Origin of the sequence: Mesorhizobium sp. M6A.T.Cr.TU.017.01.1.1 (genome assembly GCF_004023115.1) — a bacterium.
Lineage (GTDB): Bacteria > Pseudomonadota > Alphaproteobacteria > Rhizobiales > Rhizobiaceae > Mesorhizobium > Mesorhizobium mediterraneum.
Window position 1 is genome coordinate 70,896 of sequence record NZ_RZTA01000006.1, and the last position, 12,876, is coordinate 83,771.

Below are 12,876 nucleotides of genomic sequence, written 5' to 3' on the forward strand. Positions count from 1 at the left end.
ACGCCTCATTTGATGGCGCCCTGTGTCAGGCCGCGCACGAAGTATTTTCCACCGAACAGGTAGATCAGCAACGGTGGCAGCGCGCCGATCAGCACGGCTGCGCTCATCACGTCGTAAGCGCGGGCGGTCGTGCCGCCGGCAGTGAGCGCGACCAATGCCGCCGTGATCGGCTGCTGCTGGCCGGAGGTGAAGACAACGCCGAACAGATACTCGTTCCAGATACCGGTGAATTGCCAGATGACGGTGACAATCAAAATCGGCGGCGACAGCGGCAGGATGATCTTGCGGAAAATCCGCCAGAAGCCGGCGCCGTCGATGCGTGCCGCCTTGATAAGATCGTCCGGTATGCTGACGTAGAAGTTGCGGCAGAACAGGGTCGTGAACGAGATGCCCTGGACGACATGAATCAAGACCAGCCCGTAGGTCGAATTGGTTAGGCCGAGCTTGCCGAGCAGGAACGCCCACGGCATTAGCGAGATCTGGCCGGGCATGAAGACGCCGAGCAGCATCAGATTGAACAGGACTTCCGAGCCCTTGAAGCGCCATTTCGACAGCACGTAGCCGTTCATGGCGCCGAGGAGCGTGGAGATGACCGTCGCGGGGATCGCCATCCAGAGCGAGTTGAAGAAATTGCGCTTCATGCCTTCGCAGGTGCCGCTGACGCAATAAGTGCCCCAAGCCTCCGCCCATGCATCGAGGCGGAAGCTGCGCGGCAGGGAGATGAGGCCGTTGCGGGCAATCTCGGACTGCTCCCGCAACGAGTTGAAGACCACGACCAGCAGTGGGGCAAGGTAGATGACAGCAAAAAGCGTCAGCACCGCATAGATAAGAAAGCGGTTCCAGAAATATCGCCGCGTAGCCGCGGCCGCTTCGGGATCATGCCGGGCGGTGAGGGCAATTTCAGCCATTGCGGCCCTCCGCCCGCCTGCGCCAAACGATCCATAAGGAATAAGGCACCAGCACAACCGCAAGGGCCGCGAGCATCATCATCGCCGCAGCGGCACCCTCGCCGATTTGCCCGCGCTGGAACATGAGGTCGTAGACATAGATCGCCGGGAAGGTGGTGGACACACCTGGCCCACCCCGCGTCAACGCTGCCACCAGGTCGAACGTCTTGATGGCGAACTGGATCTGAATGACCGCCACTGCCAGAAAAATCGGGGCGATCGTCGGCAGGATGACCCTCCGATAGATCCGGGAAACCGACGCTCCGTCGATCTGCGCCGCTTTGACGAGATCCGGATCGACGGACCTCAGGCCAGCCAGGAAAAGCGCCATTGCGAAGCCGGATGACTGCCAGATACCGGTTATGATCACCGCATAGATCGCAGTGTTGCGGTTGGCTGTCAGGGCGAAGCTGAAGTCGGTCCAACCGAGCCCCCGCACGAAGGCTTGGATGCCGTCGACGGGATTATAGAGCCAGCTCCACACCGTGCCGGTGACGATGAAGGACACTGCCAGCGGGTAGAGGAAGATCGTGCGCCAAACCGCCTCGCCGCGAACGCGCTGGTCGATCAGGATCGCGAGAAGCAGTCCGATGGCCATCGAGCCGACGATATAGAAGCCGCTGAACAGGAAGAGGTTGGTATAGGCGATGTTCCAGCGCCGGTTCGCCCAGAGCGAAGCATAATTGTCCAGACCGACGAACCCATAGGTCGGCATCAGCGACGAATTGGAAAGCGAGAGATACAGCGTCCAGAGTGTGAACACGAAAACGTAGATGAAACTCGCCGCGAGCGACGGCGCCAGCACCAGAATGGGCACCATCGTGTCCAGGCGCTCCCGCCACGGGGTTGCGGGAGCCGCAACCGGTACAGTCAGGTCATGCGTGGACATCGGCTGCTCCGGCGAAGGTCAGGCCGGGCGACGCGCGCCAGGCCATCATCGGCAGCTTCTTCACATCTGCGCTTCGGCCGCATCAGCCATGGCACTAGCTGCGTCCTGCGCGGTCATGTCCGGCGTCGCTACGAATTCGGTGACGGTATCCATGATCGCGCCGCGCACCTTCTGCGGGATCGTCATGTTGTGCGCCATCGAACGGACAAGCGTGCCGGCATCGATCGACGCCTGCAAATCCTTCTGGGAGAGCTGCTGGCAGGGATTGAAGCCGCTCGAAAGATCGACGTCGAGACGGGCCGGGATCGAGCCCTTGGTCTGATTGAAAATCGTCTGGAACTCGGGCGACAGGATCGTGCTGGCGAGCAGTTTCTGCCCCTCGACGTCGTCCGGATCCTTCTGCTGGAAGAACACGACCGAGTCGGAATTCAGGATGAAGCCCGGCTTGCCCCAGTCAGTCGGCGCCTGGGCGCAGACATAGTCGGTGCCCTCCTTAAAGCCGCCGGCTGTGAGCAGGCCGAGCGTCCAGTCGCCCATGATGTGGAAGGCGGCCTCGCCGCGGCCGACCAGATGCGACATGGTATCCCAGTCGCGCCCGTTCATGCCGGGGTCCATGTACTTCGTCGTCATGGTGCGGAATTGCTCGAAAGCCTTGACCATGCCGTCGCTGCGCATTGCCTCGACGTCACCCTCGACGAAGGCCTTCTTGAAGAGATCGAGATCCATTCCGTAGACCACGACCTCGAAGACCGTCGAATCGGTCCAGTCGGCAGTCGAGTGCGAGATGCAGATTTTGCCTGACGCCACGATCTTGTCGCAGGCGGCGTTGAAGTCTGCCCATGTCTTCGGCACCTCGGCGACGCCCGCGTCCTTCATGACCTTCGGCGATGCCCACAGCCAATTGATGCGGTGGATGTTCATCGGCGCCGCCACCCAGCTGCCGGTCGGCTTCATCACCGGCAGCAATTCGGGAGCGACGACCTTCTCCCAATTTTCCGCTGTCGCCAGTTCGTCGAGATTGGCTGTCATGCCGGTCTCGTTCCATTCGGCGATCTCGGGCCCCTTGAGCTGCACCGCGGGAGGTGCGTTGCCGGCGATCACGTCGGCGCGCAGTTTCGCCAGCGTGTTGGCCGTGTGGCCTGCGATGGAGGTTTGCTGCCAGGTGCCACCTTTCGCGGTAAACATCTCGCCGAGCTTGGCAATAGCCTGGGCGTCCGATCCGGTCGCCCATTGATGCAATAGATTGGTCTTGGGCTCTGCGAATGCGGCTCCCGCAACAAGGGTGTACGCCGTAGCGGCCGCAAGGGCCGTCCTCAGATATTGCATCGTTTCACTCCCATATGTGATGCACGGTTCGTATCGACCGCTTATGGCTGCGATTTGAGGTCGTGGCCGGTGAGATGCAGGTATCTCTGTTCTTTCCAAGATGACATATTTGAGCTATCAGTCAACGTCCTTTGTGCTCATTATGAACAAACCTTCGCTTAGAAATTGGCTGATCGACAAGCCCTCCGCATCGCCGGAGAGCCTGATCGTGCGATGCCTGCGTGAGCGCGGCGTGCTTTCCGCGTCGCAAATCGCGCATATCACCAGTTTGGCGCGGTCGACAGTTTCAACCGCGCTCAATGGCTTGAGAAAGTCCGGAATGGTGATCGAATCCTCGGCCCATCATGACGGGGTCAGGGGTATCGGCAGGCCTGCCGCGACCTTGACGCTCAATCCCGCTGCGGGCACCTGCGTTGGAATCCACCTGGCCCTCGACGAGATACGGTGCGTCGTCGCCGACGTGTCGCATTCTGTCATTTCCGAACAAACTATCCCTATGGGTCTGGACTACCAGCCGCAACAGGCGGCCCAGCTCGCCAAGTCAGCAATTGCCCAATGCTACGAAGAGAACGGTCTGCCGATGGCGGGGCTCCTGGGGGTTGGGGTTTCCGTCTCGGGCCCTGTCAGCCGCGAAGGAGTGGTGCTGCGTGCGAGTATTGTTCCGACCTGGGCCGGGGTCAACATCCGCGATGTGTTCGGGCCGGTTCTCGAACAGCCGATTTTCGCCGATAACGAGAGCAACTGCTCGGCCATCGCGGAGTTGATGTGGGGCGCGGCGGTCGGCCAAGACGATTTCGTGCTGTTCAAGATCGATCTGGGTGTCGGCGGGGCCATTGTCCAGCATGGCCGGCTGGTGACGGGTATCGCCGGCAGCGCTGGCGAATTCGGGCATATCAGCATCGATCCCGGCGGCGATCTTTGCCGGTGCGGCAATCGCGGATGCCTGGAGCTCTATGCGAGTTTTGCCCGGCCGCTCGAGCAGATTTCGCGCATCGTGCGGCGGCCGGTCACGATGGACGACGTGATCATGATGGCGGAACAGGGCGACGTCGGGGCGTTGCGGATGATCGAAGACACCGCCGAGTTCGCCGGCCGTGGTCTTGGCTTGATCGGCTCGGTGATCAATCCGCCGCTCATCATCATCGGGGGCCGCATGGCTTTGGCAGGCGACATTCTCCTGGCACCGCTGATCGCGTCATATGAACGCCACACGCTCATCAAGTCCCGCGATATCGCGCCCGCCCTGCGCACGCGGATAATTGTTGGTAAGCACACAGAGAACGACGCATTGCTCGGCGCGGTCGGCCTCGTGCTGCGACACAACAGCCGACTGCAATGATCTGCCCTTGCTCCCGATTTATCTGGAGTAGCGGGAGAGCGCCATATCAAGCATTATCGCAAGGAAATCGACTGATCGTGCTGATGTAACCGAGTACGCGGTCAGCAAGTCCCTATGCGACATGCACTGTGCGCTGCCTGGGCTTGATCGCGGTGGCGAGCAGCAGGCCGGCGACGATGAAGGCAGCGCCGGCGAGATCGTAGTCGTGCAAGCTTTCCCCGAGGAAAAGATAAGCGAGCACGGCGACGAAGACAGTCTGCAGATAGAGCAGCATGCTGGCGCGCCCGGCGCCAAGCGTCTCGACGCTGCGGTTGTAGAGGTAATACATCAGAGCGCCGCCCGGGCCAGCGACATAGGCGAGCGCCAGAAGGCCGTTCGCATGCAGCGCCGAACGCTCCCCGGAAAACAGTTCCCAGAGATAGAGGGGCAGGGCGGCCAGCGCGCCGGCTGCTAGCAGCAGGATCACCATCGGCAGAAGCTCGATAGCGAATTTGGAGCGACGCAGCAGCACGGTGTAGAGGCCCCAGCAAAACGCGCTGCCGACGATCCACAATTCGCCGGGATTGAACTGGAGCCGCATCAGCGCGGTAAGGTCGCCGCGCGCCACGATCACCACCATCCCGACCAGAGCGAGCAGCGCGCCAAGCGCCTTCCAGACGCCGAGGGGCTCGCCGAGCACGAAGCGGGCAAGCACCATAGTCATGATCGGCGACAGGGCCATGATAATGCCGGCGGTCGTCGCGTCGGTGTAACTGAGGCCCGTGTAGATCATGCCCTGACAGAGGGTCAGCCCGATGGCGCCGATGGCCAGCACCTCGATCGCCCGGGATTGGATCAGCGCGAGCATCGCCCCATGATGGCGATGGACGATAGGCAGCAGGATCGCGCAGGCGAGTGCCAGCCGCCAGAAGCAGAGCGCCCAGGGCGGCATCTCGGGGGCAACCCATTTGGCTGCGATGTAGACGCCGGCGGACAAAAGCCAGCAGAGCGTCGCGGTGGAATAGGCGAGCGGAAGCGATGCGCCGGCTGTCGCCTTCGCTACGCCTGGATGTACTATCGGCAGCGATTGCATGTCCGTTTCCTCCCACCGCCGACTTTAGCAAGATTGCTGCGTCTTGCCGAGCAGCAACGCCACCTATTTCACCAATCCTTGTGCGACGTTTTTTTTGTTTTCCGTGTGGAACACAGGCCGGCGACGAAAGTTCGGCTTCTGCAGCATTCTTCCCGTAGGCAAATGCTGCGAGATCGGATCCTCCCGCCGATCAGAGCCCGCGTCCTTCTCCCTCGGGGCGCGGGCTTTCATCCACTTGACCGATGCGCTGATCATGGAAGGTACCCACATTACAGCTGGATCAGTCCCTCTGATCCCAACAGACCTTTGCCCGCGACCTCTCCCGGAGGCGCGGGCTTTTTCAATTCACAGGCTGCGGCCGTTGATGCTCCGCTGCGCATGATGAAGCACCTGGCCAGCTTCACGTTGCCGTCGTCGGCATCCACTGGACCGGACGGGACCAGGGCTGGCATGCGACGCCTGCCGATGAACTCTGATCCAGCGCGGATCGGGCTCGTCTGAACGCCGCCGATAAAGACGCCTTTATAGGCGACGGCATCATCCAGATAGATGTCAGAGAAGCGTCCCGCTGCCTGTATGATGATGGCAGTATGGAGGGAAGCAACTTGCAACGATCGGGCGCCTGTCCAATCTGCCGGACCAATGCCGGTCCGGTGGCGTTGCGCGAAGGGGAGTATAGCGGCCGGCAGTGTGTGTGCGGGGTCATCTATATCGATCCGTTGCCGGCCCATCCGGTGGACGCGCCGATCGATCATCACCACCGCGTCTATTATTCCGCGCCGGCGCGCGCGCGGGTCGGCTGGGTGAAGGCATTCACGCAGCGTGGACGGCTGCTCGAGATCGGCTGCGGTGACGGCGAGTTCACCGCGGCGGCGATCCGGGCCGGTTTCACGGTCGAGGCGGTCGAGCCGTCCGACGAACGCGCCACGCGCGTCGAACGCACGCTGGGCATCACGGTGGAACGCGCTCTGATCGAGGACAGCCGTCTGCCCGAAGGGCGCTACGACACCAGCTTCCATGTCGATCTGCTGAGTCACTTCCCCGATCCGGTGGCGGCGCTAAGGGCGATCGCGGCGAAGGTGGCGCCTAGCCGCACGATCTGCTTCGAGGTCGGGCTGTTTTCCAACCTGTCGCCTTTCTGGCAACGGCTTGTCGGGCGGCCGAATATGCCGACGCATATGTGGTTCTTCGATGCGCTGGCGATCGAACGGTTGCTGGACGCAGCCGGGCTCAAGATGATCGCGATGCGGCGCTATCCGGTCGGGCTGTCGACCGCGCTCAGCACGGTGCTGGGCAGCCGGCGCGTCGCAGCGGCACCGGACAGCCACGCCCCTCTCGCGCAGGGCTGGGCGGCCGCGCCTTATTACCGGCTGCACATGTTCCTGCGCTACGGGATAGGCCGGTGGCTCCCGATGGGCGGCCCGCAGACCGCGTTCGTCGCCGCACGGCACAAGACCGACAGCGCGTGATGCGCAAGGGACGCCGCATCATCGTCGTCGTCACCGCGTTGCCGCGCTGGATTTCCGATTTCAACCATGTCAGCACCGCGTTGGCCGAGGCGGGCCACGCCGTGGAAGTGTGGTCGCCGGACGACAACGGGCTCGCCACCGCTGGCTGGGATTCCAGGCCGGCGATCGATGCCGCGCGCGATGCGCTGGCGCCGGACATCGCGACGCGGACGATGCCGTTCTCGCGCAATCGCGGGCGGCCGAGCCCATTGCGGCTGGCGCGCGCCAGCTTGATGGCGGCGCGAGCGGCGCTGTTCAGCCCGGGCAGTGTGTTCATCCTGTGGTCGGCGCTGTCGATCCTGCTGGCCGGACCGTGGGTCAGGCTCAGCAACCGGCATGCGATCTATCTGGTCACTGGACTCGGCGCGTCCTTCTCGGAGTCGCAGCGCGGCAGCCTAACGACCCGGCTGATCTGCATTGTCTATCGCTTCGCCTTCGCTAGCCGGCGGGCGATCGTCATCGTCCACAATCACGAGGACAAGGCCGAACTGATCAGGCGCACCGGCGTCGCAGCGGACCGCGTGATCGTCACCGGCGGCTGCGGCGTCATGCCGGAGGACTTCCCCTACAAGCAAGCGCGCACGGTCGGCGCGCGGCCGACGATACTCGTTCCCGGGCGACTGTTGCGCGACAAGGGCGTGCTGGACGCGGCTGCCGCATCGGGCATCCTGTCCGAACGCGGCGTGGCGCATCGCATGGTGTTCACCTCGAACCCGATGAGCGGCCGCGCCGACGCGCTGACGGAAGCGGAATTGGCGCGGGCACGCTCCTATCCCGATGTTGCGTTCATCGGGTACCAGCCGAGCATCACCGCGCTGTACGCCGGGGCGGACATCGCCTGCATCCCGTCGTGGTATCGCGAGGGATTGCAGACCGCCTTGCTCGAATCCGCGTCCTCGGGGTGCCCGATTGTCGCGTGCGACAATGTCGGGGTGCGCGATTTCCTGCGGCCCGAAATCGACGGACTGGTCGTGCCGCCGCACGCGCCGGCGCGGCTGGCCGATGCGCTGGAGCGGATGATCCGCGAATCCGGCCTCGCCGAGCGGCTGCGGACCGCAGCTTATGCCCGATTCCTGTCCGGCTTCACCCGGCAGCACATGGTGGAGACGACGCTGGCAGCGATGCGCGGCACCGGCATCGAGACGCCGCGATGAGCAGTGGCGCATGGACCGGTCTGATCATGGCCGGCGGGCAGGGCGAGCGCATGGCGCGCTCCGGCGTAGTCGGGCGCAAGCCGCTGGTCGAGGTCGGCGGGGTCAGCCTGCTCGAGCGCAACATCTGGATGATGGCGCGTGGCGGATGCCGGCGCATCTTCATCGCGCTGACCCGTGCCGATGCAGCGCGTGAGGCGGACAGGATCGCCGATTTCGCCGCACGCGCCGCCGGCATCGGCGTGGCATTAGCTCCCTTGATCGAGGAAGTACCGCAGGGCAATTTCGGCGCGGCGACAATGTTGTCGGGCGATCCCGGCGACGTGCTGGTGGTGTATGCCGACAATCTCACCACGCTCGATCTGGCGGCGCTGGCCGCTGCGCATCGTGCGTCCGGCGCGGCGATGACGCTGGCGGCGCATGACGAGCCATTCCGCATGCCCTACGGCGCGCTCGAAGTGGACGCGGGTGATCCTGATCTGCTCACCGCCTATCGCGAGAAGCCGGTCTATCCGATCCTGGTCGGCAGCGGGCTGGCGGTGGTGACCGCTGCCGCATTGAGCAGCCTGCCGCAGGGCACGCCGCTCGGCCTGGTCGATGCCGCCAATCTGTTGATAGCTGGTGGCGCGGTGGTGCGACTTTATCGCCACCAGGCTTCATGGATCGACGTCAATGACGCCGCCAAGCTGGCTGCCGCCGAAGCCTTGCTCTTGGGCGATGCCGTCTTCGAAGCATGGTGGCCGGGGGAGGTCGCGCGCGAGATCCGGGTCGCGGGCGGCAATGTAGACTATGTCTGCGACGCGATGACGGAAGCCGGCGTGCTGCGGGTCCATGTCGGCGCCGCGAGTACGCTCAGTAGCGACGAGCTGCCGGAGCCGGTGCGCCGTCGCCTCGCCGCACGGGGGTACGGGGCGTGATCGGCATCACCGGTGCGAACGGCTTTATCGGCCGGGCGGTGCTGCGCCGGATCGGCGAGGATGCATGCGTGGCGCATGTCGGCCCGATCGACGGGGAAGCGGGAGCGATCGACATTTGCGACCAGCCGGCGCTAGAGGCATTGTTCGCCGGGATCGACACCATCGTTCATCTTGCCGGGCCTAGTTCCGTTGCGGCTTCGTTCGACGCGCCGGCGGCATTCGCCCGCGCACATGTGCTGGGCACGGCGACGTTGCTCGCCGCCGCCGAGCGGATTGGCGTGCGCCGCTTCGTCCATGTGTCGTCGGCCGAGGTCTATGGTCGCCCGGACACCGCGTGCGTATCGGAGAGCGCGCCGCTCCTGCCACTCTCGCCTTATGGCGCGGCAAAGGCGGCGGCGGAGCAACTCGTCTCGGGTGCGGTGCGGCGAGGGACGCTGGGGTCGGCAATCATTGTTCGGCCCTTCTCGGTCTACGGCCCGGGGATGCGGGCGAACGGGCTGGTCGGCCGTCTGGCGGCACAGGCGCGCCTGCGACAGCCGATGCGCGTCTTCTCGGCCGATACGACGCGCGATTACCTGCATGTCGACGATCTGGCGCGGGGATTGCTGATGGCCGCCGCGCGCGACAAACCGGGCCTCTTGACGCTCAATATGGCCTCCGGCGCCGGGACCGACGTCGCCGCGCTCGCCGCAACCTTCGCGAGGATCGGCGGCGGTCCGGACGCGCTGATCGTCGAGGGGCAGGGCGACCGATCGCGCGTATTCGACATCGAGCATCTCGTCGCCGACGTCTCGCTGGCGCGCGAGACGCTAGGCTGGCGGGCGGAGATCGCGCTGGCCGACGGCGTGCGCGATTGCCTGGGTGATATGACGTGACGCGGACGATACTGGTCACCGGCGCACAAGGGTTCATCGGCCGCTATCTGGTGCGCGCTTTGTGCGATCGCGGCGATTGCCGGGTAATCGGCGCCGGCCGTTCGCCGGGCAATGCGACACGCTTCACGCACCACATCCATCCCGGCGGTGCCGAGCACGCTGCTGCGCCGCTGCCAAATGCTCTGGTGCCCGACGGGCCGAATTATGCCTATGTCGCTACCGACCTGTCGCACGCGGCGGCAGCGGCGCGGCTGATCGCGGAAACCGCGCCTGATATCGTCTTCCATCTTGCCGGATCGTTGCGCGACGAACCATTCGATCGGCTGGTGACCAACAACATCGTCGTCACGCGCCATCTCTGCGATGCGCTGGCCGGGCGGGGCGCGGTGCTGGTGCTGGGATCCTCGGGCTCGATCTATGGCGAACTCGGCGGTGGGGGTTTGCCGCTGGTCGAAACCGGCGCGACAGAGCCGATCGACCTATACGCCGCGACCAAGCGCACCAGCGAGGACATCGTGCGGATCGCAACGCGCGCGGGAAGGATCGACGGCCGCGTGGCGCGCATCTTCAACGTCGTCGGGCCGGGCCAGGAGGAGCGCCATGTCGCCGGCCGCATCGCCAGCCAACTCACTGAGCTAAGGGTGGGGCGACGTGATGGCATCGCCCTCGGTCCGCTGACCGCGTGGCGCGACTTCATAGACGTGCGCGACGTGGCCAGTGCGCTGGTCGCGATCGGCTTCGCCGGCGCCGGCGATATTTTCTATAACGTCGCCTCAGGATGCGAGACGCAGATCGCCACAGTCTACGATCTGCTCGTCACCGCGGCTGGGATTGCCGATCCGGCGCTGGCGCAGTTGCCGGGACGGGCGGTGGATATCGGGCGGCAGGTGGTCGATGTCAGCCGGTTGCGCGCGCTCGGCTGGCAGCCCCGTGTCGATCTTCCGCAGAGCCTCGGCGACGTGATGCATTATTATCTCGAACTGGAGACCAAAGCGTGACCGTGGACACGGGTCCACGGATATCGGGCCTACCGCGAATGCGCCGTGTTGTGTGCCTTGAACGCCGCGCGAAGGCTTAGTGCCTCTGGGCTGGTACTGCCCAGCTTGGTGTCCCCGTTCTGCGATCCCCACGCGTACGCAAAGTCAAACGCGGGATTGGGAGCGTAGGTTGCCCAGCGCGCGAATATCTGGTTCGCCTGGTCCGGTGTCGGCAGCTTATAAACGTCTCTGACCCCGCCGGTATAGGTCCTCCAATTGCCGCCGCCAAAGGCTTGGAACACAGGCACGATCTTGTTGAGCGGGATGCCCGCGGCGACGGCTGCCTCGACCGTCCTGTCGATGAAGTCCAAATCGAAAACCTTGCCGCGTACCGGATACGGATCGAGGCCGAAGAAATCGATCCCGGTGTTGGCGGGATTGAAGGTGTTCATGAAGTGGGGGGCTTCAAAAGACCCCATGTCCATCAGCGTGACGAACGTCACGGCCCCGGGCACATTGGCCTTGATCCAGTCAGCCTCGGCTTTGAGGGCTGCCGGGCTGACTGCCGGGGAGTGGTACTTGCCGGTGATGTCAGGCTCGTCACAGAGGCGAAAGCCGAACAGCTTCGGGTTGCCGATGAACGGCTTGACCTTGGCGATGAAACGCGGCGTGACGCCGCTGCTCTCGTCAAGCCAGATCAGCCCCTTCATCCCGGGAGGAAGCGCATTGAGTTGCTCGACATATTGCACGTCAGCGAGGTTGAAGCCCGCGGCCGCGATTGCAGCAGCCGAACCGCCAGAGGTGTAATGCAGGGTTATGCCATTCTCCTCTGCTGACAGTTTGGCTTGGCCATAAATCAATAGAATGAGCAGGGCTGAGACGCACAGGATGCCCATGCGAGCAATCATCGAGCCGCCGAAAAAAATCAGCCTGTAGGCGTTCGCAATGGCAGGTTTCATTATACAGCCACCCATCTATCGATACATTGAAGCAGAGACGTGCCGTCGCTCATCTGGGCAGTCCAGGCAGTTCGACAACATCGACCTTCTGATGAGTGTCTTCAGGCGAGCGAGGTCGCGACTGATGCGAGGTCCAGGATCGTCGCTGTAGTCGCCTTCGAGTGTGAAGGATGTAGGCGTCGGCTGGTGCGCGAATGCAATGAACGTAAGCTCTAGTTCGGCTACACCGTCGCCCAGCGGCACATCCCCCTCGACCGACAAAGCATCCTTAAGGTGGACGTCCGGCGAGGCGACGTCAGCAAGTCGCGCCCAATTGGAGGCCGCAGAATGCCCGTAGATAGCGGGATTTCCCGTGTCGAACTGTACGCAGATGCCCGGCTGGCCAACAGCTTGAAGAATCTGGAGGGTTCTTTCGGAGTCAAGCCCGCTTTCGTATGCCAAAGTAATCCCTGCGGCTTGGGCGGGACCAAGCGCGAAACGCAGCACTTCAGCCGTTCTAGCCATGTCCCGCGACGTCCGAACGAGGCTCTGGCGAAAACCCGGAATGATGATCCTGGGCACCCGCAGACGGTCCGCCACTCTAATTGCATGCAAGATACTTCGCCGGACTTCCAATGCTTCCTGGCTGCCCTTTGGCGCGGTCAGGCCGAGATCGTTGAGCCGATTGACTGCAAGGGCGGTGATCGGAAGCGCGAAACGGCGTGACGTTGTGTCGAACGCCGCCAGTATTCCGATATCTGTGAGATCGGGACCGCGGTTCGGGCCACCCAAGTCGACGTGAACGTGATCGAGATGCGCAGCGGCGGCGGTTTCAAAGCCGGTCAGGCCCCGATCGCCCACCTTCCACAGCGCAACCCCGATCTGTGGTCGATAGCTACTCTGTGAGACAGTCAAAGGCGCGTTACTCGTCAACGGA

General features: G+C 63.8%; 13 protein-coding genes. 6 read left to right on the forward strand and 7 right to left on the reverse strand.

Annotated features, from left to right (window positions below):
• Positions 1 to 5: 5 nt before the first annotated feature.
• From EOB36_RS03335 to EOB36_RS03345, 3 genes are read right to left on the reverse strand one after another with little or no spacing between them, the layout of a single operon-like run.
• A complete protein-coding gene (locus EOB36_RS03335; RefSeq protein WP_127203800.1) occupies positions 6 to 908 on the reverse strand; it encodes a carbohydrate ABC transporter permease in 903 nt (300 codons plus the stop codon).
• On the reverse strand, positions 901 to 1,836 hold the full coding sequence (locus tag EOB36_RS03340; protein WP_095484129.1) for a sugar ABC transporter permease: 936 nt from the start codon (positions 1,834 to 1,836) through the stop codon (positions 901 to 903). Before EOB36_RS03340 ends, EOB36_RS03335 begins: the two co-directional genes overlap by 8 nt.
• 60 nt (positions 1,837 to 1,896) lie before the next feature.
• Positions 1,897 to 3,162 (reverse strand): ABC transporter substrate-binding protein, encoded by a 1,266-nt coding sequence (locus tag EOB36_RS03345; RefSeq protein WP_128284277.1) that lies wholly within the window; start codon positions 3,160 to 3,162, stop codon positions 1,897 to 1,899.
• 142 nt (positions 3,163 to 3,304) lie between these two features.
• Between EOB36_RS03345 and EOB36_RS03350 the strand changes: the two genes are divergently transcribed.
• Positions 3,305 to 4,501: an ROK family transcriptional regulator gene (locus tag EOB36_RS03350; protein WP_292220680.1), complete on the forward strand. Its 1,197-nt coding sequence runs from the start codon at positions 3,305 to 3,307 to the stop codon at positions 4,499 to 4,501.
• Positions 4,502 to 4,613: 112 nt separating this feature from the next.
• Here EOB36_RS03350 and EOB36_RS03355 read toward each other — a convergent pair whose 3' ends face one another.
• Both EOB36_RS03355 and EOB36_RS03360 read right to left on the reverse strand, forming a co-directional pair.
• Positions 4,614 to 5,573, reverse strand: a complete 960-nt coding sequence (locus EOB36_RS03355; protein WP_128284279.1) for a DMT family transporter — start codon at positions 5,571 to 5,573, stop codon at positions 4,614 to 4,616.
• 269 nt (positions 5,574 to 5,842) lie between these two features.
• On the reverse strand, positions 5,843 to 6,184 hold the full coding sequence (locus tag EOB36_RS03360) for a hypothetical protein (RefSeq protein ID WP_128284280.1): 342 nt from the start codon (positions 6,182 to 6,184) through the stop codon (positions 5,843 to 5,845).
• On the opposite strand from EOB36_RS03360, the gene EOB36_RS03365 reads away from it, so the two are divergent.
• From EOB36_RS03365 to EOB36_RS03385, 5 genes are read left to right on the forward strand one after another with little or no spacing between them, the layout of a single operon-like run.
• The gene (locus EOB36_RS03365; protein ID WP_245467586.1) at positions 6,179 to 7,042 is read left to right on the forward strand and encodes a class I SAM-dependent methyltransferase; all 864 of its coding nucleotides are present in this window, start codon (positions 6,179 to 6,181) and stop codon (positions 7,040 to 7,042) included. The genes EOB36_RS03360 and EOB36_RS03365 overlap by 6 nt on opposite strands.
• Positions 7,042 to 8,235, forward strand: a complete 1,194-nt coding sequence (locus EOB36_RS03370; RefSeq protein WP_128284282.1) for a glycosyltransferase — start codon at positions 7,042 to 7,044, stop codon at positions 8,233 to 8,235. Before EOB36_RS03365 ends, EOB36_RS03370 begins: the two co-directional genes overlap by 1 nt.
• Complete coding sequence (locus tag EOB36_RS03375) at positions 8,232 to 9,149, forward strand: sugar phosphate nucleotidyltransferase (protein WP_095484137.1); 918 nt, start codon at positions 8,232 to 8,234, stop codon at positions 9,147 to 9,149. Before EOB36_RS03370 ends, EOB36_RS03375 begins: the two co-directional genes overlap by 4 nt.
• The gene (locus tag EOB36_RS03380) at positions 9,146 to 10,024 is read left to right on the forward strand and encodes an NAD-dependent epimerase/dehydratase family protein (protein ID WP_095484138.1); all 879 of its coding nucleotides are present in this window, start codon (positions 9,146 to 9,148) and stop codon (positions 10,022 to 10,024) included. Before EOB36_RS03375 ends, EOB36_RS03380 begins: the two co-directional genes overlap by 4 nt.
• The gene (locus tag EOB36_RS03385) at positions 10,021 to 11,022 is read left to right on the forward strand and encodes an NAD(P)-dependent oxidoreductase (protein WP_128284283.1); all 1,002 of its coding nucleotides are present in this window, start codon (positions 10,021 to 10,023) and stop codon (positions 11,020 to 11,022) included. The genes EOB36_RS03380 and EOB36_RS03385 overlap by 4 nt, the downstream gene beginning before the upstream one ends.
• 29 nt (positions 11,023 to 11,051) lie before the next feature.
• Here EOB36_RS03385 and EOB36_RS03390 read toward each other — a convergent pair whose 3' ends face one another.
• Complete coding sequence (locus tag EOB36_RS03390; protein WP_245467587.1) at positions 11,052 to 11,960, reverse strand: hypothetical protein; 909 nt, start codon at positions 11,958 to 11,960, stop codon at positions 11,052 to 11,054.
• A gap of 15 nt (positions 11,961 to 11,975) precedes the next feature.
• Positions 11,976 to 12,872, reverse strand: coding sequence for a TIM barrel protein (locus tag EOB36_RS03395; protein WP_095484141.1), 897 nt, complete (start codon positions 12,870 to 12,872; stop codon positions 11,976 to 11,978).
• Positions 12,873 to 12,876 lie beyond the last annotated feature (4 nt).